Genomic DNA, 26,950 nt, shown 5'->3' with positions numbered 1-26,950 from the left:
CCACTACCGCCAGCCCACTCCCACCCGCCCACTCCCACCCGCCCACTCCCGCAGATGGTGAGAACGCAACGGAGAAGACGCCAAAATATCGGCAAGCTCTCCGTTACGTTCTCACCATCTGCGGAAAAGGGGACAGGGAAGAGCGCGGGAAGGGCCGGGCGGACGGCAAGGGCCGGGCTGGGGCCGGGCGGGGAAGCGACGCAAGGGCCACCCAGTCACCCCACGCACCCAGCCCACACACCCCTACTGCAGGGCGGAGGTCAGTTTCATCACGTTGTCGATGTAGCGCCTGTACCAGGGCCGCTGATCCCACCGCTCCAGGGTCAACTCCCGCGACACGGCTAGATAACACGTGCCGAGTTCGGACAGCATGTGCAGCAGCGTCCCGGAGGCGACGAAGAGGGAGGATTCGTAGTTGAGGCTGAAGGAGCGGATGTCCATGTTGGAGGATCCGACGACGGCGGAGGAGCCGGGGAGGCCGTCGTCGATAAGTACGAACTTGGTGTGGAGCACGAATGGCGCGGGGAATTCCCAGATGCGCACGCCGGCTTTGAGGAGTTGTTCGTAGTAGGCGGATTGGGCGTGTTGGACCATGAATTGGTCGGATTTGGCGCCGACGAGGAGGTCGACGCGTACGCCGCGGTAGCAGGCGGAGGTGATGGCTTCCAGCAGGGATTCTTCGGGTACGAAGTAGGGCGAGCACAGTGTGACGTGCGTTTTTGCGTTGTGGATCATGGATACGAACATGCGCAGGTTCGGTTCTGTGAGGTATCCGGGTCCTGAGGGGACGAGTTGGAGCACGCCATTGCTTGTCGACGACTCCCTCACCGGCGCCTGCTCAATCACCTCGCCTGATTCGCTGTACCAGTCTGTGGCGAACATGGAGTCGGCGGACGCGACGATGGGGCCTTCGAGTTCGACAAACGCGTCGACCCATTGGCGGCCGGCGCGGCGGTGTCGGCGGAGGAGGTAGGAGCGGTCGATGAGGTTGAAGGACCCGAGCATGGCTACGCGTGAGTCGACGACGAGGAGTTTGCGGTGGTTGCGTAGGTCGGGGCGGCGCCAGCGGCCGCGGAGTGGGGCGAGTGGCAGCATCATGTGCCAGTCGACGCCGATTTCGGTCAGTCGGCGTTTCAGTTTCCGGAACCCGGGGTATTTTTGGCTGCCGATGTGGTCGAAGAGGAGGCGGACGTGGACGCCGCGGGCGACGGCTCGTTCGATGGCGCGGAAGACGACGTCGGTGGTGTCGTCCCAGGCTACGGCGTAGATTTCGATGTTGACGTGGGAGGTGGCGTCGTCGATGAGCGATGCCATGCGGTGCATCGTTTTGTGGTAGTCGGTCCAGAGTGCGCGCACGTCGGCGTGGACGGCGGGGTAGCCGGTGAGGGTGCGGTTGAGGCGCACGATGGAGGTGGTGACGTCGGGCAGTTCTTCGTCGGCGGGGAAGTCGGCGACGTTGAGGTTGGAGTCGTCGATGTGTCGGCGTGCTTCAACTTGGATGCGGTGGCGGCGTCGTGACACGAACGTGGAGCCCATGAGGAGGTACAGCGGCAGGCCGACGACGGGCAGCAGCAGGATGAGCAGGAGCCACGCGTTTGCCGACGACGGCTTGCGGCCGCCTGGGACCACACCGATCATGACGAATTTGATGGCGTAGTCGAGGACCATTGCGGCGAATTGCCACCATCCGAGGTCGATATTCATCGGACCTCATTATAGGAGAGGCCGCGCGTGTCGTAATCGACGATCACGGGTGCGTGGTCGGATGCGCCTTTACCGCGGCGTTCGTCGACGTCCACCCAGGCGCGTTTGACTAGGTCGCGCATGGGGGCAGTGGCGAGTTGGAAGTCGATGAGCATGCCTTCGTTGTGTTGGAAGCGCGCGGATTTGTAGTCCCAGAACGTGTAGGGGTTGTCGTGACGAATTTCGTACAACCCCGCCTCCAGCAGCATCTGGAACGCGGCGCGCTCGGGTTCGGTGACGTGGGTTTTGCCTTCGAACCAGGCGACGTCCCACACGTCTTCGTCGCGGGGTGCGACGTTGAAATCACCCATGAACACCTGCAGGTCGCCGGGGCGCACCGACTCCGCCAGGGACCACAGGAATTGCAGTTTGTAGTCGTAGTGCGGGTCGCCGATCTCGCGGCCGTTGGGCACGTACAGGCTCCACACTTCCACGCCGCCGCAGTCGGCGCCGACCGCGCGCGCCTCCACCTCGGGCTCGCCCTTCTTTGCAAATGCGGGTTGGCCGTCGAAGTGGTCGCGCACGTTGTCCAACCCCACTCGGGAGGCGATGGCCACGCCGTTCCACTGGTTCACGCCCACGTGCGCGACCTCGTAGCCTGCGGCTTCGAAGGTGGCGTAGGGGAATGTTGCGTCTGCGGTTTTGGTTTCTTGCATCGCGAGCACGTCCACGTCGTTGCGTTCGAGGAATGCGGCGATGCGTTCCGCGCGGGTGCGCACGGAGTTGACGTTCCAGGTGGCGATTCGCATGCGCCTAGCCTAGCGCCAGCCGCCGACGGTGGTGTTCGAGTGCTCCTTCGGGCACATTGCTAATCGACGACACCCCGTACCCCTCACCATCCACCCACGCCACCTGCTCCTCCGCAAGCGTCCATTCGTCGGTGAGGAGTTTCAGCGCGGGTTTCCCGATCCGCTCCGGGATCAAGAGTCGCACTGGCAGGTTGCGTTCGCGGTAGAAGGCGCGGATGGCGTCGATAGGTACTGGTTGCAGGCCCGCCGACGGCCCGAGCGGTACGGCCGAGTTTGCCTCGTCGGTCTTGCCGGTGCGCATGAGCCAGCCTTCGGCCCAGGCTTCTTCGGTGGTGGGGATGTCGTCGGCAATGCGGCGTTCCAGCGCGCGGATTTCGGAGTTGCGCACCGTGCGGGCGGAGAGTTTCTTAATGATGTGCACGTTGGCCACCTCGATCGCCTCTTTCGAGGACGGGAAGCCACCCACCTCCTGCGGCCGCACCACCAGCGGGTCGAGCGACACGACGTGCCCGATGATGTCGCTGGCGTGCTCGCCGCGCCGCTGCCTGACCACGACGCGGTCACCCACCCCCACGTCATCCGAGCGGAAAATACGCGACATTTTCTTATCGACGAGCCCTACCCGCACCCGGCAACATAAACGCCACACCGGCCAGCAGCGCGAGCACGCCCAGGCCGATCAGGCCACGCATCGGGGTGCCGGTGTCGGCGAGGTCGCCGTCGCGCTCATCTTCGGTGCTGGTCGTGGTGCGCGAGGTGCTCGAGGAGGACGTGGTCGAACGCGTGGTGCTCGACGTTGCAGAGGTGGTGCGGTTCTGCAGCACCGACGCCGACGTCGTCGACGAAGAGGAGGACGAAGACGACGAGGTCGTGGCGGGCGCGCTGGACGTCGTGCTCGACGAAGTGCCGGAGGTTGTGGTCTGCCCGGTAGTCGTACCGGTCGTGGTGCTTGTGGTCTCGGTGCCGGACGACGTGTTCGTCGTGGTCTTCTCGCTGGTGGTGGACTCAGTGGTCTCCGAGGTGGTGGTCTCGTCCTGCATCCGCTCGGCGCGCAGGCTCAGCGACTCGGTGACCTCCGGTGCAGTGGTTTTCGGCGCAGTAGTCTTCGGGGTGGTCGACACCGTGGTTGCCGGAACAGCAGCCTTCTCCGAAGCCTTCTCGCCAGCCTTCTCCGCAGTCGTATCCTCCGACGCGGCAGCCTCTTCCTTGCTGCCCGGGATGCCGTAGATGATGCGGGCGTCGCCGTTCTCGGAGCGCTCGAAGGCGTCGAAGGCGGTGGTGCCCAAAATGCCGTCGAGGCCCTTGAGGGCGGAGGGGAGGACGACGGTGTCGTCGTTAAGTAAAAGCTCTGAGCGCAACTTACGCACACCGGCGCGCTCGGCCTTGAGGGCGTCGGCTGCCTCGTCGAACTCGGCTTCTTCCTCGTCGGTCAGGTCGCCGGCGTCCTCGCGAAGCTCCTCAAGGTCGTCGGCGGCCTCGATGAGGTTCTTGCGCCAATCGGTGAGGATCTCGCGGACCTCGTCCTCTCCATCCGCTTCCTTAAGTGCGGTGAGGGAGGTGGTGCGGGTCTCGGTGACGTCGCTAAGCAGCTGCTCGAGCGGCGTTTCGGGCGCAGCGGGAGTGGTCAGCGTGATCGCAGTCGCGGCGATGACGGCGGGGATGCGCATGGGTGCCTCCGGAAAAATAGACAGTCCCGCACATCATACCGCGTTAGTGGCCGAACGGATCCTCGTCGGTGCCTGGAAGCCACGTGTTGCCCGGCTCGCGCCAGCCCTTGTCGCGGATTTCGCGCTTCGCTTCCTTCTTGTAACGGCCGGTGAGCACGTCGGTGTACAGGAAGCCGTCCAGGTGGCCGACCTCGTGCTGCAGGCAGCGCGCGAAGAAGCCGGTGCCCTCCACCTCGATCTCGTTGCCGTTCTCGTCCAGGCCGGTGACTTTGGCCCAGTCGGCGCGGCCAGTCGGCCACGAGTAGCCGGGCACGGAGAGGCAGCCTTCGTCGTCCTCGCCGTCGTCGCTAGGCATTGTCTTCGGAATTTCGGAAGTTTCCAGCACCGGGTTGATCACGGTGCCGCGGCGCATCTCGTCGCCGTCGGGGCAGTGGTAGACGAACAGGCGCAGCGGCACACCAATCTGGTTGGCGGCCAGGCCCACGCCGTGGGCGGCGTCCATGGTTTCGTGCATGTCGGCGATGAGTTCCTGCAGTTCCTCAACGGGCTGCGTGACCTGTTTGGTCGGTTCGTGCAGCACAGGGTCGCCGTGGATAACGATGGGTCGGATGGTCATGCCAATATATTAGGCATGCTTTCCGACACCGACCTCGCCGTGCTCCGTTTCGCCGCGCGCGCCCCGCGGTCCCTCGGCAAGCGCGAGGACGCTATCCGTGCCGAACTTGGCATGACGCCGATCCGCTATTACCAGCGCCTCAACGTCCTTTTGGATAATCCGGATGCGCTCGCGGCGGAGCCTCAGTTGGTGCGGCGATTGCAACGGCTTCGCGACGCCTAACCCGGTGTGTTGCCTCCCTCCCCCCACCAGGTGTGGCTATTGTTGCTGCTGTGACTAAAGATCAGTATGGCAACGACCCCCGCTACGACAACGTGGGCGACGAGCCCCTCGACGCCGAAATTATCGACGACACCCCCACCGACGCACCCGCCGAGGAATACCGCGGCGCGCACCGTCGTGACGACGACGCCGACTATGACTATGACGAGGCCTACGACGAGGCGTACGCAGGCTACGCCGCCGGTGCCGGTGCCGGCTCGACCGCCGTCACCGCTGGCGGCGCTGGCGCTGCTGGAGCCGGTGCTGGGGCGGGCGCCGCTGCCCAGGGCGGCCTGCCCCGCCGTGGCCTCGCCATGATCCTTATCGCCGTTGCTGCGTTGCTGCTGCTCTGGGCCCTGTGGGCGATGACCCAGAAGGGCGACGACAACAACGCCGCATCCTCCGCCTCGTCCGAAACCTCCACCTCCGCTACCGCTGAGGCCGCCCCATCCGCGGCCCAGCCTGGCGAGGGCCAGGGCCAGGGCGCCCAGGACCCCAACGCCTCCCAGGACCCGAACGCGCCGCAGGACCCGAACGCTGAACAGCGCGAAGGCGACCAGGCCCAGGACCCCAACGCGCAAGACCCGAACGCCGAGACCCCGGCACCGGCTCCGGCTCCTGCCCCGCAGGGCGCGCAGCTCGACAATGCGAGCGCGCAGGTCTTCGTCTACAACAACTCCGGCATCGCTGACCTGGCTAATCGCACGGCGGACCAGCTTAAGGGTCAGTTCAACGTCGCTAATCAGTCCCAGGACGCTGCGACGATGAACATGCCTGAGCAGCAGTACGGCATCTTCCCGGAGACCTACGTGTTCTTCGACCCGGCCACCCCGGGTGCTGAGCAGGTCGCTGCCGACATCGCCCGCCGCGTCGGTGGCACCGCCCGCGCCAAGAATGACATCCCGGAGGGCGCCGTCGGCCTTCCGGAGCAGGCCGCGAATAACCGCAGTGCGGTCGCGGTCGTCCTCGCCGGCTAGTTTTAGCCTCCAAACGGCGCCTCCTACACGGTGCATTTCGTCGAAGATTAGCGAAATATGCCGTGTAGGAGGCGCCGTTTAGCTTTGCGACGACACCACACCGGCACCCGACCTCCACATGGTGAGAATGCAAGGGTGAAGATGGCCAAAAATCGGCAAGCTCTCCGTTGCGTCCTCACCATCTGTGTGGAAGGCGGAACCCCAACAGCACCGCCCCGCATATAAACCGCTTCGCCATGCCAGTCCCGGGAACCGAAGCGGTTAGGCTGGCTGACTATGGATCCGTTTCGCGATTTTGCCAGGTCGGCCGCCCCTACCCTCGGTGTCGAGTGGGAGATTTGTCTCGTCGACCCGGAAACGCGCGACCTTGTGCCGCGTGCGGCTGAGGTGATCGAGGAGGTGCAGAAGCGCAATCCGGACGTGCACCTGGAGCCGGAGTTTCTGCAGAACACGATCGAGCTTGTCACGCCGATCTGCACGAATACCAGGGAGGCGGTCGACGCCCTCCAGCGCGACCTCAAAGCGATCAAGGAGGTCGCGGATGAGAAGAACCTCCGCCTGTGGGCGAGCGGCGGCCACCCGTTTTCGGATTTCCGCACGAATCCGCTGAGTCCGAAGAACACGTATCAGGAGATCGCGGATCGCACCCAGTATTGGGGTCAGCACATGTTGTTGTGGGGTATCCACTGCCACGTGGGCATCAGTCATGAGGACAAGGTGTGGCCGATCATTAATGCGGTGATGACGAAGTACCCGCACCTGCTCGCGATAAGCGCCTCGAGTCCGGGTTGGGACGGCATCGATACGGGTTACGCTTCGAACCGCACGATGCTTTACCAGCAGTTGCCCACCGCGGGTATGCCGTATCAGTTCCAGGATTGGGATGAGTGGGTTGCGTTTATGCGCGATCAGCAGACTTCGGGCGTGATTAATCACACGGGTTCGATGCATTTCGATGTCCGTCCGGCCGCGAAGTGGGGCACGATCGAGGTTCGCATTTCGGATGCCACGTCTAACCTGCGCGAGCTCGCCGCGGTCGTGGCGCTCACGCACTGTCTCGTGGTCCACTACGACCGGATGCTCGATCGCGGCGAGTCCCTGCCCACCCTGCAGCAGTGGCACGTCGCGGAGAATAAGTGGCGCGGCGCCCGCTATGGCATGGACGCGCTTGTGATCACCAGCCGCGATACGGACGAGGACTGGATTAAGCACGAGTTGCAATTGCTTATCGACGAACTCACGCCCACGGCCCAAGACCTCAACTGCCTCGACGAGCTACGGCTGGTCAGCGAGACCGTCGAGCGCGGCGCTGGCTACCAGCGCCAGCGGGAGATTTACCAGCGCACGGGTGATTGGAAGGCGGTTGTGGACGCGACCTGCGACGAAATGTGGGAACTCACGCCGTAGCGCCGTAGCAGCCAGCCCTTAGCCCGCCGGCCGTTCGGTTTCGGTGGGCTTGTTGGGGTTGATGCGCTTGGGGTGGTAGCTGGCGGGGCGGTCGTTGCGGGTGAGTTGGCCGTCTTCGCCGTAGAGGCCTTCGCGTCGGGCGATGCGGCCGAGGCGTTGGCCGGTGACGGGGTTGGTCATGAGGGCGAAGATGACCAGCAGGATCATGATGCCGATGTCGCCTTTTTCGTGGACGCCGAAGTCTTCGGCGGTGGTGACTCGGATGATGGTGCCGATCATGAACAGTACGAGCCCGGTGGTTTGGGGTTTGGTGATGGCGTGGACGCGCGCGAGGGTGGAGTTGAAGCGTGCGGTGCCGACGGCGGCGGAGAAGACCATGAACGCGCCGGGCAGGATGAAGATCAGGGAGATGATGTCGGTGATCATAGGGAACCATCCCTCTTGCGGAAGCGGGCGACGGACAGGGAGGCGATGAAGCCGAGGAGTGCGATGACGATCATCACGTTGACCACGGTGGTGTCTAAGGTCCAGCAGATGTAGAGGGCGAGGGCGCACTGGAGGGAGGCGGTGATGCCGTCGTTAGCTAGGACGCGGTCGAGGGAGTCGGGGCCGACGATGACTCGCCAGGCGAGGATGAAGAAGCCGGCGAAGATGAAGATGGCGGCTATGGCGAGGAAGACGTTGTAGATCGTTTCGTTCATTTGCTCCTGCTTTCGAAGATCCCGATCATTTGGCGTTCCAGGGTGGCTACGTTGGCAATTTCGCGTTCGATGTCGGCCGGGGTGGACGCGTCGAGGACGTGGATGGTCCATTCGCGGTTGGCCAGGTCGATGTCGGTGACGGTGCCGCCGGGCTGCAGGTTGTAGGCGCAGGTGGCCAGGTAGAACACCAATTCGTTGCTGACGCGCATGGGCACGCGCAGGATCCCGTTTTTGGGTTGCGGTTGGGGCCGCAGCGAGAGCCAGGCCACTTTGGCGGAGGCGACGATGAGGTCCCACAGCCAGATGCCGACGAAGGCCATCAGGCGTGGCCAGTGGATGCGGTTGCCACTGCGGGGTACGCGCGGCAGCGGCAACGCCAGCACGATGACGACGCCTAAGGCGAGGCCGGCGGCGACGTTGCCCCAGGACACTTCGCCCATGAGCAGGACCCACATGAAGGTTAGCCACGCGACGGAGGCGGGGCGCATGCGGTTTTTTACACCGGTGAGCAGGCTCATCAGTTACGCACCTCCTGGTTGCGACGGTTCATCAGCGAGTCGTGCCCGCCGTGGGAATCGGTGGGTTCGGTGAATGCGTCGAGGTTGCGGGTGGCGTGGGTGGGGTCGTCGATAAGAACTGCGCTGCGGTAGATGGTCACGTCTTGGGCGGATTGGGCGGCGCGGTCGGTGATGTTGGAGATCGGGCCGGCCAGGAACGTAATCGACGTGGAGGCGAGCACCAGCAGTGCGGAGGAGAGGAACATACCGACGGGGATGCGGCCGACGTCGTCGCGTTCGCCGGCAGAGACGGTCTCCCGCGCTCGGCAAGGTTGGCGGGGCGGGCGAGGACGACGTCGCCTTCGGGGGCGTCGGCGCGATCTCGCAGGAAGCCTTTGGACCAGACGTTCATCATGGCGTACAGGGTGAGCAGCGAGGTGACCACTGCGCCGCCGATGAGGGTCCAGGCGAGCCAGGAGCCGTCTTCGGCACCGGCTTGGATGAGCATGACTTTGCCCAGGAAGCCGGACAGGGGCGGGATGCCGCCGAGGTTGAGCGCTGGGACGAGGTACAGCACGCCAATCACGGGTGCGGTGTAGAGCAGGGAGCCCAGGCGTCGCAGTTGGGCGGAGCCTGCTTGCCTTTCCACGAGACCGACCACCAGGAACAGTGACGTCTGCACCAGAATGTGGTGTACGGCGTAGAAGATCGCACCCGACAGGCCCGCGACCGATCCGAGGGCCACGCCGAAGATCATGTAGCCGATGTGGCTGACCAGGGTAAAGGACATGAGACGTTTGATGTCGTTTTGGGCGATCGCGCCCATCACGCCCACGATCATGGTCAAAAGTGCGACCCACATGAGCATGGAGTCGAGGGAGCCGTCGGTAAACACGGTGGAGCGCATGCGGATGATGGCGTACACGCCGACTTTGGTCAGAAGGCCTGCGAACACGGCGGTGACGATGGAGGCGGCGGTGGGGTAGGAGTCCGGCAGCCAGGCGTCCAGGGGGAAGACGGCGGCTTTGATCCCGAAGGCGATGAGGATCGTCGCAAAGATTGCTGCCTTGGTGCCGGTGGGCACGTCTTCCATGCGGATGCCCGCCTGCGCCATGTTCATGGTGCCCACGGACGCGTACACGAGTGCGAGCGCGAACAGGAACACCATCGACGACGCCATGGACACCATCACGTAACCGATGCCGGCGCGCACGCGTTGCGGCGACGCACCCAGGGTGAGCAGCACGTATGAGGCGACGAGGAAGATCTCAAACCCGACGTACAGGTTGAACAGGTCGCCGGCCAAAAACGACAGGTTCACGCCCATGCTCAGCAGCATGTAGGAGGGGAGGAACACGGCGATCGGGTCGTCGTCGTCACCATCGCGCAGGCCTTGGGAGATGCCGTACCACATCACCGCGACCAGCACGATCGAGGAGACGAACAACATTATCGACGACAACCTGTCCGCCACCAACGTAATCCCGATCGGCGCCTCCCAGCCGCCCATTTGCACCGTTTGGATGCCGTGGGTGTCGGCGACGATGATCAGCACCGCCGACATGACCGTCAGTGTGGCCAGGGTCAGCAGGGCGATGAAGCGCTGCAGGTTCACGCCGCGGAACACCAGGATGAACGCCGCGGAGATGAGCGGCAGCAGAATCATCAGCACCGTCAGGTAGGGCACTGCGGACAGGGCCCAGTCGGCGAGGGTGAACAGACTATTTTTCACGGTCCACCGCCTTGACCGGCTCCTCGAAGGATGCTGCCGTGGCTGCCTTGCCGGCTGCTTCCTCTTCGTCGCGGTCGCCCGTCGGCGTGGAGGGGCGCACCGCAATGGCGCGGTCTTCCTCGTCGCGTTGGACCAGGTCGTCGGTGCGGTAGCGGTACTGGCGGTATGCGAGCGCAAGCATGAATCCGACCATGGCCATCGAGATGACAATGGCGGTCAGGATCATCGCCTGCGCCAGCGGGTCGGCGGAGTCGGCGACGGCTTCGGAGTCGCGTCCGATGATCGGCGGGGAGCCCGCCCGGCCGCCGGATTGCAGCAACAGCAGGTTCGCGCCGTTGCCGATGAGCAGCACGCCCATGATCATGCGCGTCATTGCTTTGTCCAGCATGAGGTACACACCGCACGCGATGAGTACGCCCGAGCCGATGAGTAAGAACAGGTTCGCTTCCATTTACTTCTCCGAGCTCTTGCTAATCGACGACGACCCTGCCGACGACACCGCCGCCCGCTCATCAAACCGCTGCAGGCGATCACGCTTTTGCTGTTCGCGGCGCCTGCGGTTCTTCTCTTGCAGTTCGATGGCGCGGTCGCGGGCGCGCTGCTTACGGGACTCTTCTTCGAGGTCGATGTGGGCGCCCATGGAGGCCAGCACGTGCATGATGAGGCCGACGACGATGGCGTAGACGCCGGCGTCGAAAAGCAGGGCGGATGGGACGTCGAACTCGCCGATGAGCGGCAGACTGAACGTGGCGTACCCAGAGGTCAGTGGCGGGTTGCCGAAGAACATGGGCACGACCGCCGCAGTGGCGGACATCAGCAGGCCAGCGGCGAGCACCTTGCTTGGGTGCACCGGCAGGGTTGCTTCAATCTCCTTGCGACCGCCCGCCAGGTAGCGCAGCGTGAGCGCGAGTGCGGCGACAAGGCCGCCTGCGAACCCGCCGCCTGGGGCGTTGTGGCCGGAGAAGAAGAAGTACGCCGACAGCAGCATCATCGATGGGAACAGGATGCGGGTGGCAACCTCCACCATCAGGGAGCGGTTCTGTGCGGTTTCGTCGTTCACGCCGGAGGCCAACCAGCGGGCCTTTGTGGTCTGCAGGGTCGGGCGGCGTGACTGGGTTTCAAACTTGCCGGTGCCGAAGATCAGGCTGGCCACACCCACTGCGGCGATGACCAGTACGGTGATTTCGCCCAACGTATCGGCGGCACGCAGGTCCACCAGCAGCACGTTGACGGTGTTGCGGCCGTGCCCGATTTCGTAGGCCAACTCCGGCATGGTTGTGGAGATCGGATCGGCCACGCGCGCGGACATCGCCGTCATCGCCACGACCACCACTGATACGCCGGTGCCGATGGAGAGCCAGGCGCGGAGACGGTTGTCGTCGTGACGCGGCTCGACCTCTGTGGGCATCTTGCGCAGCACCAGCATGAAGATAACCATCACAATGGTCTCCACCAGCGCCTGCGTCAGCGCCAGGTCCGGTGCGCCGTGCAGCGCGAAGATCATGGCCAGGCAGTAGCCGGTCATGCCGACCATGACCACGGCAGACAGGCGGTTGCGCTGCAGGGTGGCAAAGAACGCCATGCCCGCCATGATGATCACGATCAGGCCTTGCCAGACGTTTTCCCACACGATCATGCGGATGTTGTTCGACGCCCCCAGGATCAGCGCAGCCAACGGCACAACCATCAGCGTGGCAAAGATGACACCCAGGTTGATCGCCAACGAACCACGCTGGGTGGACGCGGTCAGGCGCATCGACCAGTGGTGCAGCTTGCTCAGGATGGTGTCGTAGACGGCGTTGGCGTTACCCAGCGCGGGCTGTTCAAACTGGGCCTTTGCCACCAGGTCGCGCTGCCAGAACATGATCGCGCCCGCAGTGATGATTACCGCAGACAGGATCAGCGGCACGTTGATGCCGTGCCACAGCGCGAGCGTTTCGCCTTCCACGTCGGGGAAGCGCGCGTCGAGGTGGTTGTTGATCGGGTCCGACAGCAGCGCCGGCACCAGGCCAAACACGATCGTGCCGGCGGTCAGGATGGCGGGGGAGAGCCACAGTGTGGGGCCCACCCGGTGCATGTCGCGCACGGCTTCGGAAGGCTTGCGGTCGTGCTCTGGTTTCGTCGCAAAGGCACCGTGCAGGAAGTAGAGCGAGTACGCCATGGTCAGGATGGAACCAGCGACCATCACTACCAGCGTGATCCTGCCCGGCATACCGGTGAGCAACTCCTCGTGCAGGATCATCTCCAGCGCGGCTTCCTTGGCCACAAACCCGAACAGCGGCGGGATGCCAGCCATCGACGCAGCCGACACAATGGCCAACCCCGCCAACAACGGCTGCTTCTTGCCCAGCCCCGACAGTTCGTGGATGTCGCGCGTGCCGGTGGCGTGGTCGATCGTGCCCACAATCATGAACAGCGCGGCCTTAAACAGCGAGTGCGCGAACGTGATCGCAAGCCCCGCCATCGCGGCCTCACGCGACCCCACGCCGATCACCGTGATGATGAAGCCCAGCTGGCTCACCGTGCCGTACGCCAGCACCAGCTTCAGGTCGCGCTGCTTCAGCGCCATCCAGCCACCCAGCAGCATGGTGAACCCACCCGTAGACAGCACCAGCAGGTGCCACGTGGTCACCGCCGACATGTCGGGCGCAAGCCTAGCGACGAGATAAATACCCGCCTTGACCATCGCCGCCGAGTGCAGATACGCCGACACCGGCGTCGGCGCCGCCATCGCGCCGGGCAACCAGAAGTGCCACGGGGCCTGGGCGGACTTGGTCAGCGCACCCAACATGATCAGCACGATTGCCGCGGAGATCGCCGGGGTGCCCTCGATGTCGGCGATCTGGGACACCTCGGACAGACGCCAGATGCCGGCGTTGAAGCCTAGGAGGTTGATGCCCACCAGCATGGCCAGGCCACCCATCGTGGTGACCATCAGCGCCTGCATGGCTGCGCGTCTGGAGGTCGCCCGCTCCCCGTAATACGACACCAGCATGTACGACAGGATCGAGGTCAACTCCCAGAACACGTACATGAGCAGGAAGTTGTCCGAGATGACCAAGCCGTACATGGCCATGGCGAAGGCGCTGAGCTCAAACCCGAACTTGGCCAGCCTGCGCGGGTTCGAGTCGAAGTAGCCCCAGCAGTAGAACAACACAAGCGCCCCGACACCCAGGATGATCAGGCTAAAGAGCGCTGCTAGGGCATCGAGGCGAAACTCTAAGTTGAGGTTGGTCGATGGCATCCACGTGAACGTGGAAACGATCTCCCCGCCGTCGCGGAACACCCCGTCGGCGAAGAGTTTGACCACCCACAGGAAGCCGCCGAGCGGCACCAACGCCAGTAGGGCGAACGCCGAGCGGCCGATGCTGCGCAGCAGCACCGGGGCGATGGCGCTGGCAGCCGTGAGCGCAAGAAGTAACGTGAGCACGTTTCTGGCAGCCCTCCTTTGAGGTCGGTCGTACCGTTGGCGCGCCTAACCTCAGGGGCTTTCCAGTTCACACAGAAATAACTTGCTCATCGCGGCAACAAGATACAACGCGTCAACACCAGTGGCGCGGCCGTCTTTTTGCCACTGTAGCGAATTTTTCTTACTTCCCGTATTGCTGCAGGAACATCGCCTCGGCGATGGCCACATGTTCGATCTCGGTCGGGTCGACGGACTCGTCAACACCGTGAATGCCACACAGCGGCTCCTCCACGCCGTACAGTGCGATCTCCGCGTTGGGGAACTGCTCCTGCAGGGTGATGGTCAGTGGGATCGAGCCGCCGGTGCCTACGACAGCCAGCTCTTCAGCCCCGTACGCTTCCTTCAGGCACTGCCCAAGCTTTGCGACGGCCTCCGCTTCCACATCCGTAGAAAACGGCTGATTCACGCCACTGACCTGTACGTCCACCTTGGCGCCCCACGGGGTGTGGGCCTTGATGTGCTCCACCATCTTCTCCGCCACCTTGGCGGAATCCTGGCCAGCCGGGACGCGCAGGTTGAACTGTGCTTCCGCGCGCGGGTTCACCGCGTTCATCGCCTCTGCAACCGGGGTGGAGGTAAAGCCGATCATGGTCACGGCCGGGCGCGCCCACACCAGGTCAGCCGGGTTATCGTCTGCGGTGCCCAGCAGTTCCACGCCGTCCAGGACGGTCGCGTCGCCGCGGAACGTTTCCGGATCGTACGGGTCGCCGTCCCACTTCGCGGTGGTGTCCACGCCGTCGATGGTGGTGCGGCCGTGCTCGTCGAAAAGCGACGTTGCAATGACCATCAGTGCGTGCGCCGCATCCGGAGCCGCGCCGCCGAAACCGCCGGAGTGGATCGCGCCCTTGAGCGTTTCCACCGTCACGTTGATCTGGGCGCCGCCGCGCAGGGAAGTGGTCAGCGTCGGCACACCGACAGCGACGTTGCCGGAGTCTGCGATCAGGATCGCGTCCGCCTCAAACACCTCAGGCTTGTCGACGATCAACTTACCCAGACCGTCATCCCCACCGAGCTCCTCGGAGCCCTCGACGACAACCTTCAGCCCCAGGTCCGTGCCGCCGTTTTCCTCGACGAGGCGCAGTGCCTCCAGGTGCATGGCCAGGTTGCCCTTGCAGTCCGCGGCGCCGCGCCCGTACCAGCGGCCGTCACGCTCGGTGAGTTCGAACGGGTTGTTCGTCCAAGCCTCTGGATCGTTCGCCGGGACGACGTCGTAGTGCGAGTACAGCAGCACCGTCGGCATGCCGTTCTTCGCTGGCTTCGTAGCGACGATCGTGTCCGCGTCGTCCACCGTCGGGTAGCGGGTGACTTCAAAGCCGAGGTCCTTGAGCGCCTCGACCGTCCACACACACGCTGCCTCGTGCTCGTCCTTCAGGGCCGGGGTGGAGTGCGGGGAGTTAAAGGACACCAACTTGGACAGATCCGCGAAGATCCGGTCGCGCTGTGGTGCGTAGGTTGCTGTGCTGTTGCTTGTGCTGTTCTGTGCGTCAGTCATGGCACTACGCTAGCAGCAACCGAGCCAGCCCCTGCGTCTCTTGCACTCAACCCCCGAGAGTGCTAAAAATGTGGCTGGCACTCATCTCAACCGAGTGCCAAATAAACGAAGAAGAGCGGGTGAGGCTGAGACCACTCGTCAGCCGTGCCGTCGCGGGCGCCTGCTTGCACCGACGAACTGAGTGATCGTCCACGTACGCCTATATATAAGGAGTGACACACTCACATGGCAAAGATGATTGCATTTGATGAGGAAGCACGTCGCGGCCTCGAGACCGGCCTGAACACTCTGGCTGACGCTGTAAAGGTCACGTTGGGCCCGAAGGGCCGCAACGTGGTGTTGGAGAAGTCTTGGGGCGCTCCGATGATTACCAACGACGGCGTGAGCATCGCTCGCGAGATTGACCTCGAGGATCCGTACGAGAAGATCGGTGCGGAACTGGTCAAGGAAGTCGCCAAGAAGACCGACGACGTCGCCGGTGACGGCACCACCACCGCTACCGTTCTCGCCCAGGCACTGGTGCGCGAGGGCCTGCGCAACGTTGCTGCTGGCTCCAACCCGATGGGCATCAAGCGCGGCATTCAGGCTGCCACCGACAAGGTGTCCAAGTACCTGCTGGATCAGGCGAAGGAAGTTGAGACCCAGGAGGAGATCGCTTCCACCGCTGGTATCTCCGCTTCTGACCCGGAGATCGGCAAGAAGATCGCCGAGGCAATGTACGCCGTTGGCAACGGTGCGGTGAACAAGGAGTCCGTGATCACGGTCGAGGAGTCCAACACGTTTGGTGTGGACCTCGAGGTTACGGAGGGTATGCGCTTTGACAAGGGCTTCATCTCCGCTTACTTCGCTACCGACATGGAGCGCGGCGAGGCCGTGCTCGAGGACCCGTACATCCTGCTGGTGTCCGGCAAGATCTCCAACGTCAAGGAGCTTGTGCCGGTGCTGGAGCAGGTCATGCAGTCCGGCAAGCCGCTGCTGATCATCGCTGAGGACGTTGAGGGCGAAGCCCTGTCCACCCTGGTTGTGAACAAGATCCGCGGCACCTTCAAGTCTGTGGCTGTGAAGGCTCCGGGCTTCGGTGATCGTCGCAAGGCAATGCTGCAGGATCTGGCGATCCTGACCGGCGGCCAGGTCATCTCCGAAGAGGTCGGCCTGTCCCTGGAGACTGCTGGCGTTGAGCTGTTGGGTCAGGCTCGCAAGGTTGTGGTGACCAAGGATGAGACCACGATCGTGCAGGGCGCTGGTCAGCAGGAGCAGATCGACGGCCGCGTGAAGCAGATCCGCGCTGAGATCGAGAACTCCGACTCCGATTACGACCGCGAGAAGCTGCAGGAGCGCCTGGCCAAGCTGGCTGGTGGCGTTGCGGTGATCAAGGTCGGCGCTGCTACTGAGGTGGAGCTCAAGGAGCAGAAGCTGCGCATTGAGGATGCTGTGCGTAACGCTAAGGCTGCTGTGGAGGAGGGCATCGTCGCTGGTGGCGGCGTGGCTCTGCTGCAGGCTGCCAACGAGCTCGAGGGCGACCTCGGCCTTGAGGGCGACGAGGCTACGGGCGTGAAGATCGTCCGCGAGGCCCTGTCCGCTCCGCTGAAGCAGATCGCGCTGAACGCTGGCCTGGAGCCGGGCGTGGTGGCTGACAAGGTTGCCAACCTCCCGGATGGCGAGGGTCTGAACGCTGCGACCGGCGAGTACGTCGACATGCTGTCCAGCGGCATTGCGGACCCGGCGAAGGTGACCCGTTCCGCGCTGCAGAACGCTGCGTCCATCGCCGCGCTGTTCCTGACCACTGAGGCGGTTGTGGCTGACAAGCCGGAGCCGGCTGGTGCAAACCCGGGCATGGATCCGGAAGCAATGGGCATGATGTAACGCCCGCTTGTTGAGAGACGCGTCCTTCGGGGCGCGTTTTTCTTTTGCGCAATTGCTTGTCGACGACCCCCTGAATAGGTGTAGTCCCTCACATCCATTTCCGGTTTGTGGAGTTTCCGTCGCGAGTTTCGGCGCTGAATGGTCTATACAGTCGTCATCGAATTCATATGACGTTTACCTCTTGTGTTGAATTTGGGCAGGTAGGCGATAGAGCTGAAATATGGTTACGTTTTGGTAAACGTGAGGTGTTGAAAAATATCTGTCAGCATTGAAAACAATTCTGCAGTTTCCCTTGACGTAATCGTTACCTATGGCAAAATAACTCCCTGACGCCCGATGGGTGTCAGTACCTGTCAGTAAAGCCAGACACAGACTGGCACCTAACTTTTAGGAGCATGTAATGCCTGTAGATTTCAAGGTCATCCAGAAGGCGCTCAAGGACTTCAAGACGTTCGCAACCGCGATCGAGAAGATCTTCACCAAGACCCCGGAGTCTCTGCTGACGTTCGCAACGAAGGTTACCGAGAAGCCGGAACTCGGCAAGACAACCAAGTAAGAGCATCTTTTTAAATAGGAGAAAATATCATGGAAGCATTGACTAACTGGGTTGCACTTTCCTCCGGCACCGGCGTCGGCGTTCAGAACGGCGAACCGGCTGAAATCACCCGTATCCCGGGCGCTCTCGTTGAGCTGCTTGGCAACTTCGGCGTCCTCGCAGGCGCTCTCGCCGACCTCGTTGGTCTGGTTGCATAAGACCGACCTGTAAGGTGCCTCGTCGCTACGTGCGGCGGGGCATTTTTCTGTTAGTGGGGGGCTTTCCCAGCGCAGCGAGGCAAAGCGGAATAGAATGAGTGGTATGGCTGACCACAAGGATGACGAACTGCCGATGATCGACCTCGCCCAGACCGAAGGCTGGGTTGTGGACGACACCGATGAAGACGATCCGGTGCTGCTGATGCCGGACGGCACTGCGATTCAGACGTGGCGCGAGAATTACCCGTACGATGAGCGCCTCTCCCGCGATGAGTATGAGCATGAGAAGCGCGCGCTCCAGATTGAGCTGCTGAAATGGCAGAACTGGACGAAGGATACTGGTCAGCGCCACATCATTATTTTTGAGGGCCGCGATGCCGCCGGTAAGGGTGGCACCATCAAGCGCTTTAACGAGCACCTCAACCCGCGTGGTGCTCGTACCGTTGCGTTGGAGAAGCCGTCGCCACGCGAGAGCACGTCGTGGTACTTCCAGCGCTACATCGAGCACTTCCCGGCTGCGGGTGAGATCGTGTTCTTCGACCGCTCCTGGTACAACCGTTCGGGCGTTGAGCGCGTGATGGGTTTCTGCACCGAGTCGCAGCACGCCGAGTTCCTGCGTGAGGTGCCGATGCTGGAGAACATGATCCTCGGCTCCGGCATTTCGCTGACCAAGTTCTGGTTCTCGGTGACCCAGAAGGAGCAGCGCACCCGCTTTGCTATCCGCCAGGTGGATCCGGTGCGTCAGTGGAAGCTGTCGCCGATGGACTTGGCGTCGCTGGATAAGTGGGAGGACTACACGCGTGCGAAAGAGGAGCAGTTCCGTTATACGGATACTGACGAGTCCCCCTGGATCACCATCAAGTCCAACGACAAGAAGCGCGCTCGCCTGAATGCGATGCGCTACATCCTGTCCAAGTTTGAGTACACGAACAAGGACCACGACGTGGTTGGCGAGCCCGACCCGTTGATCGTTAAGCGCGGCCGCGACCAGATCGGCGACTAGAGTCCCTGCTTAGCGACGACCCTCTGCCCCGGGATTCCGGCGCAGAGGGTCTTTTTCATGCGTTTGTATAGCGGGGTAAACGTGCTGGTGGGGAGTGTTTGACGCGGTTAGCGCGGTTGCTAAGAAATCCCTTGAAAAACTCACGCAAAAAGTGTGTCGAACATCTCCACCCCACCTTATATGTGACGTCGAACACCCGTTTTTCGGTGTCATTTGTCTGTAAGGCCAGCTCGCTTTTCGCAGCAAACGCAAAGGTTTGGAAACTTGCCTGAAACCATCCTTAACGAGGGAAAACGGCTCATATTTGCGCTTTACTTAAGTTGTGCAACCAAATAGACTTTACGGTGGCGCCCAGGCTGGGCCCAGAAGAATCGCACGGAGGATGTACCGCGCCACCGTGTTGAAGTACTTCTCTCGCTGACCAATAGGGCCCAGCGACAAACATTTCTCCGAAAGGACCACCACTATGGCAATTGCCATGAAGAAGACCGCTGCGATCGCAATCGCCGCAGGCCTGACCTTCGCCGGTTCCGCCGGCATCGCCGCGCAGGACGCGCTGGCGCAGGAAAACGCTCCTGCCGTAGCCGCGTCGACGATTGATGTAAATAAGAAGGGGTCCATCACCCTTTACAAGAAGGCTGATCCGGCCAAGACCGGCACGCCGACCGGTGAAAAGGATGACTCCGTCGAGGGGACGAACCTGCCGGGTGCTGGCTTCACGCTGTACAAGGTGACCAACGCTTCCCTGAAGACCAATGCTGATTTGGTGAAGGCCGCGGGTCTGACTCCCAAAACCGCGGAGATCGATGAGACTCCAGTGAAGACCGAAACCAAGACTGACGCAGACGGTAAGATTTCGTGGACTGACCTGCCGGTTGGCGTTTCCCTTGTCAAGGAAACCACTCCTGTGAAGGACTACTCCCCAGCAGCTGACTTCCTCGTGTTCGTTCCTATGACGAAGTCGAACGCTCAGGCGGGTGGCACGGAGTGGATGTACGACGTTGTCGCATATCCGAAGAACTATAAGCAGAAGAATCCGGAAAAGTCGGTTGTCGATACTGGCAAGAACGTGAGCCAGAACGTTGTATACACGGTGAAAACGTGGGCGCAGACGATCGACACCGAGCGCCAGCAGCGTACGATCTACCGGATCGAAGATACGTTGGATCCGAAGGCTACGACCACTGCGGATCAGGTCGAGATTCTTGGCGACAAATACGTGAAGGGCACTGACTACACCGTTGCTGTCGACGGCCAAAAAGTTGTCATCACCTTCCCCGAAGCTGGTGTGAAGAAGATCGCCAACGGTGAGGAGATCTCCGCCGAGATCACGGCCAACGTCAAGGAAATGCCGAAAGGTGGCATCCTGAAGAACACCGCTGTACAGATCGAGAACAACCCGAACAACGTACAGGAAGAGAAGAAGAAGCCGACGAACGAGGTCGAGACCCGTTACGCCGGTATCAAGTTCAAGAAGGTCAACAGCAAGGGTGACGCCCTTAAGGGCGCTGAATTCAAGGTCTACGGCGCTACTGACGGCCAGGATTGTAAGGCAGCGGTCACCAACGATAAGGCGCTTCAGACCACTGAGGGCAAGAACCTGTTCGTTTCGGATCAGGACGGGAAGGTGACGATCAACGGCCTGCACGTCAACGACCGTGCGAACAGCGATCAGAACACCAAGAATGAGTGGACAAAGTACTGCCTCGTAGAGACGAAGTCTCCGAAGGGCTACGAGCTGCTGTCCCAGCCGATCGAGTTCACCCTCCTGTGGAAGGACGCTGGCTCCCTCCAGAACATCACGGTTGGTGATAAGGAAGGCGAGGTCGTCAACTTGGACGACACCACTCCGTTCCTGCCGAACACGGGTGGTATGGGTATCGCCATCTTGGTCCTTGCGGGTCTCGGAATTATCGGTGGTGGCGCATACGTTGCTCGCCGTAATTCGAAGACTGCCTAGTTGTTAGGTGCTGGTGCAGCACCGGCGTTGTGTTGCACCACGCCGTCGGCGGAGGGCGTGAAACTCCGCCCATGTTTTAACCCCATAGTTCCTGTTGAGAAAGACGTTGATTGCTGTGACTGCTCCGGCAAAGGCAAAGCACAGGCGGCAGCCTGAGGCGAAGTCGCTGTTTCAGCGAATCGGTGTTCCAGCAATCATCATTCTTCTTGGGCTTGCTGTCTTGATGTATCCGGTTGTTGCTACGCAGTGGAATAACCGAGCACAAGAACAGGTAGCGAAGGACTATGAATCTCTGCTGCATGACCAGCCAGAGCCACAATTAAATACTGAGATCGAAGCTGCGAGGGCGTACAACGAAAGCCAGACGGACGGGCCAATCCTCGATCCCTGGTTAGCACGTGTGTCGAAGGATAATGCGTCGTACCAGGAGTATCTGGGCCAACTGTCGGGGTTCCCTGCAATGTCGCAGATTGTGATTCCGAGTATTGACTCCCGCTTGCCGCTGTATCACGGCACTGCAGAGGACACACTGCAAAAAGGCTTGGGGCACTTATTCGGTACGGCGCTTCCGGTTGGTGGTGAAGGCAGCCACTCCGTGGTTACAGGGCACACTGGAATCCCTACCGCAACCCTGTTTGACAACCTGTCAGACGTCGAAGTCGGCGACGCAGTCTACGTCTCCACGTTCGGTGAGCGCATGAAGTACAAGGTGTACGACATCGAGGTCGTCCTCCCCGACGAGACCGACAGCCTGCGCGCCGAGCCCGGCCGTGACCTGCTCACGCTGATCACGTGCACCCCGTACGGCATCAACACGCACCGCCTGCTGGTCCACGCCGAGCGCGTGCCAATGGATCCGGACGAAGCGCAGATTCTCGACGAATCCACCTCCACCTTCCAGTGGTGGATGTGGGCCCTCGGCGGCGTCTCCCTGCTGGTACTGCTGGCCCTGATCTGGTGGATCATCCGCGAAAAGAAGAAGAGCGACCGCAAGGACGCTATGAACAAGGAGGTTCAGTCCTAATGCGAGCTTCGAAGATTGTCGCGACTCTTGGCGCGGCGTCCATCCTGGCCACCGGCGCGTTCATGCCGTTTGCCGATGCCCGCGTGGTCTCCGGCAACGACAAAAACATCCCCGCCAACAGCGTGGACACCACCAAGCCGATCTTCCTGGTGGTAAAGAAGAACGAGCCGAACCCTAACGACGACATCCCCGCCGGCGCGAAACCACCAGCCATCGAAGGCTCCATCTTCGTGCTTTCCCGCGTGAAGGGCATCGACGTGACCACGGAGGAAGGCCGCGAGGGCGCCAAGAACCTCACGATGGAGGACGTTCGGAAGCGTGGACTGGAGGACGCCGATAGGGCGACCACCGACGCGAAGGGCCGAGTGCAGTTCAGCTACCTGAAGCCTGGCCTGTACCTGCTCGAGGAGCAAGCGCCTGACGACGACCACGAGTACCACCTCTCCAGCCCGCAGCTGATCATCCTGCCGCTTGGCGACGTGTCGGGTGAGCGTTTCACCTACGACAACGTCATCGTGACCAAGTGGGACACCGATCCGGGCCTGTCCCCGTCGCCGTCGCCGACGCCAACCCCGACGCCGGGGTCGTCGACACCAGCGACACCGACAACGCCGACATCGCCAGGGACCACCGCGCGGACAACGACACCTTCGGGCAGCACCGTGACCACGGTGACCACCCCGGTCAAGACCACGTTGACCACCACCCGGCCCGACGGCTCCACCACCGTGGTGACCACGCGAACTAGCTCCGTGACCACAGTGACCAAACCGGCAGATAACACCCGCGGCGGCGACCTGGCCTCCACAGGCGCGAACGTGCTGTGGGCCGCAGGACTCGGCGGACTGCTCATTTTGATCGGGTTCGTGCTGGCCCGGCGAAGCAAAAACGAAGAACAGACACGGTAGATAAGCGGATTTAGGAACAAGGATTATGCGAAACATTATGAAGCCTGCAGCCACTGCGAGCTCGCGCACCCGTCGCTCCGTTCGTGGAGTCGCTGCTGTGGTCGCCTCGTTGGCGCTCGCCGCCGGCCTGGGCTCCTACCCGGTCGACGCGCAGGAGGGGGTTGCTTCTGCGACTACGGCAGGTGCTGCGGAGAGTGCTGTGGCGGAGAACACGGTGGCGTCGGAGGCTGTAGAAACTAGCTCGGTAGCGCCGGTCAAAACCGAGGGTGATATGTTCCACTCGGAAAAGCTTGAGAAAGATAATGGATCTGGACCCGCTACACCCCAGATTTCACAATCTCCAATTAGCTGGACCCGTGAAGGTGACGTCGAACGCGTCGTCGTAGAAGACCCAGAAGGTGAAGTCTGGGAGTTTGGCGGCAAAGCGTCAAAGGAAGATGTGTTCGCTATCAAACGTGTAGGTGAAGGTGATATTGAGGAGATTCGTTCTGTCACAATCGATGATCGCGTAATTGAACCAGAGTTCTATGGATTCGTTAACGGCGAAGATGCCGATTACCTCGCATTTGACATCCAGGGCCTCCACACGATCCCACCAATGCGAGTCGAGTTCGAAGTAGTGACTTCCGGGGAATCTGTCTACTCAATCGCGGACAGCAACGATGTGCCGACTAAGGATGAACTTGCAGAGTCAGGCTTTGGGCAGACAATCGGCGCCGAGCTTAATGCGGGAATTGAGCTTGGCGTTGGTGAACTTCGAGCCTCGCAGCCAGGGCAATTTCCCGATCTCCCAGGCGTTTACGATCAAGAGTTTTCGCTGACTAGTCCGAAAGCAGATTGGCTAGATGGGAACCCACAACTCCAGTTTCGCGTGAATGAAACCGGAAACTGGCGGATGACGCGATTTGCCATCAAGAAGAACAAAGACAATGCAGCCACTAAGGCTATTGATGGACCGGTTCGAGTCCGGGTTGTCCGCGGGGGGAATACCGTTGTTGACCGTACCTTCGCTGACATTCAGAAGAGAGAGTGGGGGTGGAACGCTAACGGTAAATCTGAAGATACGGAATTCCGTCTTCTTCCCAAGGTCGATGACTTGTACCTCAAGGGCGGGGATACGGTCATTCTTAATCCCGTTGCGCCTGCAAGTGGTTTTTACCGTGTGCAAGTTTGGGGACAGAATCTCGATAGCCAGCCGCAGGATCACACGGTTGTAGTGTCTGGTGACGGTATCCCAGTGTCCGAGCACAAAACTCTGGGAAACAATCCATACGAGACGACTTTTGACGTGAAGTCGCGATCCGAGTTCACGAGTGCGACCGTAACGCTGAGTCCTACAGCAAATACTGAAGACGTATTTTTCTCTCTCCCCATTGAAAAGGCGGAAGGCGTTTCAATTCAGCGAAAGGTCGAAAAATACGGAGACCGTGTTGTTATTACCTGGTATCCGGTAAAGGATGGTAAGCAAATCGACTCCGTAATAATTCCTGCAGATTCAACTGTCACTTTGAGGACAACATATCGGTCGGCTCCGACGCGGGATGAGGAAATCGTACTGCACGGAAAGGTAGTCGAAAAGGAAGCAACGGAAGATCCAGATGGGTCAAGCACAACCACGGCACCATTGCCGATTGCGCCGCCGATTACGGAGGATGATGTTCCTCCAATTACGAAGCCCGGTGAAAAATGTACCTACCGTGACCCTAGTAAAGTCGATACTCGTCAACCCGCGCGCTCATTGACTGTTGCAGAGGAAGAATTCGGTTTTCGTCGATTCATTGTGGCCAGTCCGAATAGTTCTGGATCCCGTATCTCCTCGCAGCTTTATCTCGAAATCGACGATGAAGATTACGATGGTCGATTCGTACAGATGAAGATTGGTCCGAAGACTGGATGGGTGTACAACGCACTTGCATACAATCGTCAAGACAACTACTTGTATGCGATCAGTCAGCCACGGCACTCCACTGGACACGGTTACGAGGATGACCCCTGTTTTCCTGCAGGTCATTTGCTCCAAATTAACCCCTACACGGGACAGATCTACGACCTTGGAAAAGTGGATGGCTTTGAAGGCCAGCTACCTGAGGACCACAACAATTATGATGCGGTAGCTAACGACCTTGGTAGTGGAATTAACGCTGGTACCTTCGATTCGCAGGGGCGGTACTGGGTCTCCGGCTCATCGAACTGGGGCACAGGTAGGCTATATGAAATTGATCTAGCCAATGTAAAAGCAACATCGAAGAGTTCTCTCGGAGATCGGACACCACGACAAACACCATGGCGCCAAGAGCATAAATTCCGTTCAGTGTCCGAGGACTTTGTCAGCATTGATTCCGCCCCAGATTATGTATGGGGACTACAAAGTACTTGGGCAGCAGGGCAAGGGAAGATCTATCTCGAGCGCGTTGATCTGAGCGGAAAGCAGCAAGGACTTCGGCTTGATGTTACTGACCTTCTAGTTCCAGATACGAACCAGACCTTGGGACAATTTCTCGGCGCTTCGAACAACCGCTATCTTGTCTTTGGACAAGCTTGGGTGGAGGCTGACGGATCAATTGCGTTCGGGCTTGGTGGCGGGTCCGCGGCCGGACAGAATGAAGCGCAGATCATCAAGCTTAAGATTAATGATCCAACGAAAAAGCTAAGTGGGACTAAGACTGCTAAAGACCTCGGGATTACCGTAGTCGGGACAGGCTGGGCTCCAACCTCGTATAACACGGATGCCGCTTCGGCCCCTGCGCCGGAGAGTCCAAGCGTCAGGGTCGACCCAAAGGTCGAGAAAAAGGCCATTCAGGATCAAGTGGTCGACAATGGTGATGGAACATACACGGTTGACTATCGGGTGCTGCTTAAAAACGAAGATAAGGCTAATAGTGCGCGTTACCGGCGGGTAGTTGATACACCTCAGATGCCAGAGGGTGTCGTGCTTGAACGAACAAGTTGGTCTTTCATTGATGAGTTTGGACGTGAGCGTTCAAAGTCTTCCCAAAATGGAGATGGCCCGTTTATCCTTTCAGAAGGTGGCGAGATCCGACCGAGAGGCGAAAAGCAATTCGACGCTACAAGCAACGGTATGCATTCCTTTAACGTCAAAATGGTCTTCTCAGTTCGCCCAGGCGTAGTGCTTTCGGCGGAAGAAGAATGTAAGCCATATCAAGGTCTCTTCAATACAGTTAAAGTCGGACCAAACGAGGACACAGCCTGTGTTCCACCTCCAGAAAGCAAAAATGAAAAGGTTTCTTTACGTCTTGTGAAGATTTCATCCGAAGACTTTGAAGGAGAGTTGCCAAAGCCTGAAAACCGTTTGGAGGGAGCCGAATTCACTCTGGAAAAGCTTGGCGATGGTGAACATGTCGTGGACCGAAAACTGCTCGACTTCAGTGAGGAATTCGGCTTTTACAGGGCGGATGATTTGGAAGTCGGTAACTATCGACTTATCGAGACAAAGTCTCCTGTGGTAGATGGAAATGTCTATAGTTTGCTGGTTAAGCCGATTCTGTTCTCGGTTACCATGAAAGACGGCAAGGCAGCAGTTGTGATTGACCAGGATTCGGAGGTCATCGCGAAACAGGTGAACAATGAATCTGCGCCATCTACCTGGGGTCTTACCTCGACAGATGCCGTTTTGACAGTAGCCAACGTTCGCCAGGGCGATCTGCCGAAGACAGGAGGAACTGGTCTCCAGCTGCCGATCCTGCTCGGTGGTGCGCTGATCGCTGCGGGTGCGCTCGTGGGACGTCGTAAGGTATAACCGGGGCACCCCTCGCGGGTAAACGAACAGAACGGGCGTTGCACTGAACATCAAGGTTCAGTGCAACGCCCGTTCTGGGTAAAAGGAAACCCGCCTCCGAAGAGGACGGGGGATCTATGAGCACGAGTATATACGACCGGATGGATTCGCCAAGCCAACCGCCCCGACCCAACCTCTAAAACACCAACTGGTCCAGGAAGCGTTGCGCGCGTTCGGACTTCGGGGCGGCGAAGAACTCCTCGGGTGGGGCGATCTCCACGATGTGGCCGGCGTCCATAAACGCGATGCGGTTAGCAACCGCGCGGGCGAATGTTAGGACCACGGATTTAGTAACGCTGTGGTGAGTATCCAGTAACGCCCGGGTGAGTATC

At 60.8% G+C, this 26,950-nt stretch carries 22 protein-coding genes and 2 pseudogenes; 11 read left to right on the top strand and 13 right to left on the bottom strand.

All coding sequences use genetic code 11. The annotated features are described in order from the left end of the window. Positions 1-243 precede the first annotated feature (243 nt). From cls to HMPREF3120_RS09695, 5 genes are read right to left on the bottom strand one after another with little or no spacing between them, the layout of a single operon-like run. Positions 244-1,704, bottom strand: coding sequence for a cardiolipin synthase (gene cls / locus HMPREF3120_RS09715; RefSeq protein ID WP_070452824.1), 1,461 nt, complete (start codon positions 1,702-1,704; stop codon positions 244-246). Next, the gene (locus tag HMPREF3120_RS09710; RefSeq protein WP_070452821.1) at positions 1,701-2,492 is read right to left on the bottom strand and encodes an exodeoxyribonuclease III; all 792 of its coding nucleotides are present in this window, start codon (positions 2,490-2,492) and stop codon (positions 1,701-1,703) included. Before HMPREF3120_RS09710 ends, cls begins: the two co-directional genes overlap by 4 nt. Positions 2,493-2,496: 4 nt before the next feature. Beyond that, positions 2,497-3,093, bottom strand: coding sequence for a GNAT family N-acetyltransferase, cg3035/Rv0428c family (locus HMPREF3120_RS09705; RefSeq protein WP_070452818.1), 597 nt, complete (start codon positions 3,091-3,093; stop codon positions 2,497-2,499). A 4-nt stretch (positions 3,094-3,097) separates the two neighbouring features. Beyond that, the gene (locus HMPREF3120_RS09700; protein ID WP_070452815.1) at positions 3,098-4,159 is read right to left on the bottom strand and encodes a hypothetical protein; all 1,062 of its coding nucleotides are present in this window, start codon (positions 4,157-4,159) and stop codon (positions 3,098-3,100) included. A gap of 43 nt (positions 4,160-4,202) precedes the next feature. Next, positions 4,203-4,775: a peptide deformylase gene (locus tag HMPREF3120_RS09695; RefSeq protein WP_070452812.1), complete on the bottom strand. Its 573-nt coding sequence runs from the start codon at positions 4,773-4,775 to the stop codon at positions 4,203-4,205. Positions 4,776-4,790: 15 nt separating this feature from the next. On the opposite strand from HMPREF3120_RS09695, the gene HMPREF3120_RS09690 reads away from it, so the two are divergent. From HMPREF3120_RS09690 to HMPREF3120_RS09680, 3 genes are all read left to right on the top strand, one after another. After that, entirely contained in the window at positions 4,791-4,997 is a 207-nt protein-coding gene (locus HMPREF3120_RS09690; RefSeq protein ID WP_070452809.1) for a DUF3263 domain-containing protein, read from the top strand. Positions 4,998-5,047: 50 nt separating this feature from the next. Next, positions 5,048-6,013 (top strand): LytR C-terminal domain-containing protein, encoded by a 966-nt coding sequence (locus HMPREF3120_RS09685; RefSeq protein WP_168156427.1) that lies wholly within the window; start codon positions 5,048-5,050, stop codon positions 6,011-6,013. 276 nt (positions 6,014-6,289) lie between these two features. Continuing rightward, complete coding sequence (locus HMPREF3120_RS09680; RefSeq protein ID WP_070452803.1) at positions 6,290-7,420, top strand: glutamate--cysteine ligase; 1,131 nt, start codon at positions 6,290-6,292, stop codon at positions 7,418-7,420. A gap of 18 nt (positions 7,421-7,438) precedes the next feature. Here the strand turns inward: HMPREF3120_RS09680 and HMPREF3120_RS09675 are convergent, their stop codons facing one another. The 7 genes and pseudogenes from HMPREF3120_RS09675 to HMPREF3120_RS09645 form a co-directional block, all read right to left on the bottom strand. Beyond that, positions 7,439-7,846, bottom strand: coding sequence for a monovalent cation/H(+) antiporter subunit G (locus HMPREF3120_RS09675; protein ID WP_070452800.1), 408 nt, complete (start codon positions 7,844-7,846; stop codon positions 7,439-7,441). Beyond that, a complete protein-coding gene (locus tag HMPREF3120_RS09670; protein WP_070422450.1) occupies positions 7,843-8,121 on the bottom strand; it encodes a monovalent cation/H+ antiporter complex subunit F in 279 nt (92 codons plus the stop codon). Before HMPREF3120_RS09670 ends, HMPREF3120_RS09675 begins: the two co-directional genes overlap by 4 nt. Beyond that, entirely contained in the window at positions 8,118-8,639 is a 522-nt protein-coding gene (locus HMPREF3120_RS09665; RefSeq protein ID WP_246815465.1) for a Na+/H+ antiporter subunit E, read from the bottom strand. The genes HMPREF3120_RS09670 and HMPREF3120_RS09665 overlap by 4 nt, the downstream gene beginning before the upstream one ends. Continuing rightward, a pseudogene (locus HMPREF3120_RS09660) lies at positions 8,639-10,350 on the bottom strand (Na+/H+ antiporter subunit D). Before HMPREF3120_RS09660 ends, HMPREF3120_RS09665 begins: the two are co-directional and overlap by 1 nt. Then, the gene (locus tag HMPREF3120_RS09655; RefSeq protein WP_070452797.1) at positions 10,340-10,801 is read right to left on the bottom strand and encodes a Na(+)/H(+) antiporter subunit C; all 462 of its coding nucleotides are present in this window, start codon (positions 10,799-10,801) and stop codon (positions 10,340-10,342) included. Before HMPREF3120_RS09655 ends, HMPREF3120_RS09660 begins: the two are co-directional and overlap by 11 nt. Continuing rightward, positions 10,802-13,780 (bottom strand): Na+/H+ antiporter subunit A, encoded by a 2,979-nt coding sequence (locus HMPREF3120_RS09650; protein WP_070452794.1) that lies wholly within the window; start codon positions 13,778-13,780, stop codon positions 10,802-10,804. A 160-nt stretch (positions 13,781-13,940) separates the two neighbouring features. Continuing rightward, positions 13,941-15,311, bottom strand: coding sequence for a dipeptidase (locus HMPREF3120_RS09645; RefSeq protein ID WP_070452791.1), 1,371 nt, complete (start codon positions 15,309-15,311; stop codon positions 13,941-13,943). 225 nt (positions 15,312-15,536) lie between these two features. Here HMPREF3120_RS09645 and groL point away from each other — a divergent pair, with 225 nt between their 5' ends. The 8 genes from groL to HMPREF3120_RS09615 all read left to right on the top strand — a co-directional run bounded on the left by groL (position 15,537) and on the right by HMPREF3120_RS09615 (position 26,579). Then, the gene (gene groL, locus HMPREF3120_RS09640; RefSeq protein ID WP_070452788.1) at positions 15,537-17,174 is read left to right on the top strand and encodes a chaperonin GroEL; all 1,638 of its coding nucleotides are present in this window, start codon (positions 15,537-15,539) and stop codon (positions 17,172-17,174) included. Positions 17,175-17,574: 400 nt separating this feature from the next. Further along, positions 17,575-17,730 (top strand): hypothetical protein, encoded by a 156-nt coding sequence (locus HMPREF3120_RS12200; RefSeq protein ID WP_168156426.1) that lies wholly within the window; start codon positions 17,575-17,577, stop codon positions 17,728-17,730. A 29-nt stretch (positions 17,731-17,759) separates the two neighbouring features. Next, positions 17,760-17,927: a hypothetical protein gene (locus HMPREF3120_RS12195; RefSeq protein ID WP_168156425.1), complete on the top strand. Its 168-nt coding sequence runs from the start codon at positions 17,760-17,762 to the stop codon at positions 17,925-17,927. A gap of 103 nt (positions 17,928-18,030) precedes the next feature. Continuing rightward, entirely contained in the window at positions 18,031-18,930 is a 900-nt protein-coding gene (gene ppk2 / locus HMPREF3120_RS09635; protein ID WP_070422455.1) for a polyphosphate kinase 2, read from the top strand. A gap of 466 nt (positions 18,931-19,396) precedes the next feature. Further along, on the top strand, positions 19,397-20,890 hold the full coding sequence (locus HMPREF3120_RS09630; protein ID WP_070452785.1) for a SpaH/EbpB family LPXTG-anchored major pilin: 1,494 nt from the start codon (positions 19,397-19,399) through the stop codon (positions 20,888-20,890). Between the two features lie 115 nt (positions 20,891-21,005). Beyond that, on the top strand, positions 21,006-21,914 hold the full coding sequence (locus tag HMPREF3120_RS09625) for a class C sortase (protein ID WP_070452827.1): 909 nt from the start codon (positions 21,006-21,008) through the stop codon (positions 21,912-21,914). After that, the gene (locus HMPREF3120_RS09620) at positions 21,914-22,822 is read left to right on the top strand and encodes a prealbumin-like fold domain-containing protein (protein ID WP_070452781.1); all 909 of its coding nucleotides are present in this window, start codon (positions 21,914-21,916) and stop codon (positions 22,820-22,822) included. Before HMPREF3120_RS09625 ends, HMPREF3120_RS09620 begins: the two co-directional genes overlap by 1 nt. 97 nt (positions 22,823-22,919) lie before the next feature. Beyond that, complete coding sequence (locus HMPREF3120_RS09615; RefSeq protein ID WP_070452778.1) at positions 22,920-26,579, top strand: DUF6923 family protein; 3,660 nt, start codon at positions 22,920-22,922, stop codon at positions 26,577-26,579. 175 nt (positions 26,580-26,754) lie between these two features. On the opposite strand, the pseudogene HMPREF3120_RS09610 reads toward HMPREF3120_RS09615, so the two are convergent. Further along, positions 26,755-26,950, bottom strand: a pseudogene (locus HMPREF3120_RS09610) (hypothetical protein); the annotation flags it as partial.

It is taken from the genome of Corynebacterium sp. HMSC11D10 (genome assembly GCF_001806995.1).
In the GTDB taxonomy this organism is placed as follows: domain Bacteria; phylum Actinomycetota; class Actinomycetes; order Mycobacteriales; family Mycobacteriaceae; genus Corynebacterium; species Corynebacterium coyleae.
Note: the sequence above shows the minus strand (reverse complement) of the source record. Positions and strands in the feature narration are given on the sequence as shown.

Excerpts from the sequence above, each read along its gene's own strand:
- cls (WP_070452824.1), bottom strand. The coding sequence starts at position 1,704 with ATGAATATCGACCTCGGATGGTGGCAATTCGCCGCAATGGTCCTCGAC.
- HMPREF3120_RS09665 (WP_246815465.1), bottom strand. The coding sequence starts at position 8,639 with ATGAGCCTGCTCACCGGTGTAAAAAACCGCATGCGCCCCGCCTCCGTC.
- HMPREF3120_RS09695 (WP_070452812.1), bottom strand. The coding sequence starts at position 4,775 with ATGACCATCCGACCCATCGTTATCCACGGCGACCCTGTGCTGCACGAA.
- HMPREF3120_RS09680 (WP_070452803.1), top strand. The coding sequence starts at position 6,290 with ATGGATCCGTTTCGCGATTTTGCCAGGTCGGCCGCCCCTACCCTCGGT.
- HMPREF3120_RS09630 (WP_070452785.1), top strand. The coding sequence starts at position 19,397 with ATGGCAATTGCCATGAAGAAGACCGCTGCGATCGCAATCGCCGCAGGC.
- HMPREF3120_RS09690 (WP_070452809.1), top strand. The coding sequence starts at position 4,791 with ATGCTTTCCGACACCGACCTCGCCGTGCTCCGTTTCGCCGCGCGCGCC.
- HMPREF3120_RS09705 (WP_070452818.1), bottom strand. The coding sequence starts at position 3,093 with ATGTCGCGTATTTTCCGCTCGGATGACGTGGGGGTGGGTGACCGCGTC.
- HMPREF3120_RS09675 (WP_070452800.1), bottom strand. The coding sequence starts at position 7,846 with ATGATCACCGACATCATCTCCCTGATCTTCATCCTGCCCGGCGCGTTC.
- HMPREF3120_RS09655 (WP_070452797.1), bottom strand. The coding sequence starts at position 10,801 with ATGGAAGCGAACCTGTTCTTACTCATCGGCTCGGGCGTACTCATCGCG.
- HMPREF3120_RS12195 (WP_168156425.1), top strand. The coding sequence starts at position 17,760 with ATGGAAGCATTGACTAACTGGGTTGCACTTTCCTCCGGCACCGGCGTC.
- groL (WP_070452788.1), top strand. The coding sequence starts at position 15,537 with ATGGCAAAGATGATTGCATTTGATGAGGAAGCACGTCGCGGCCTCGAG.
- HMPREF3120_RS09710 (WP_070452821.1), bottom strand. The coding sequence starts at position 2,492 with ATGCGAATCGCCACCTGGAACGTCAACTCCGTGCGCACCCGCGCGGAA.
- ppk2 (WP_070422455.1), top strand. The coding sequence starts at position 18,031 with ATGGCTGACCACAAGGATGACGAACTGCCGATGATCGACCTCGCCCAG.
- HMPREF3120_RS09670 (WP_070422450.1), bottom strand. The coding sequence starts at position 8,121 with ATGAACGAAACGATCTACAACGTCTTCCTCGCCATAGCCGCCATCTTC.
- HMPREF3120_RS09645 (WP_070452791.1), bottom strand. The coding sequence starts at position 15,311 with ATGACTGACGCACAGAACAGCACAAGCAACAGCACAGCAACCTACGCA.
- HMPREF3120_RS09700 (WP_070452815.1), bottom strand. The coding sequence starts at position 4,159 with ATGCGCATCCCCGCCGTCATCGCCGCGACTGCGATCACGCTGACCACT.
- HMPREF3120_RS12200 (WP_168156426.1), top strand. The coding sequence starts at position 17,575 with ATGCCTGTAGATTTCAAGGTCATCCAGAAGGCGCTCAAGGACTTCAAG.
- HMPREF3120_RS09620 (WP_070452781.1), top strand. The coding sequence starts at position 21,914 with ATGCGAGCTTCGAAGATTGTCGCGACTCTTGGCGCGGCGTCCATCCTG.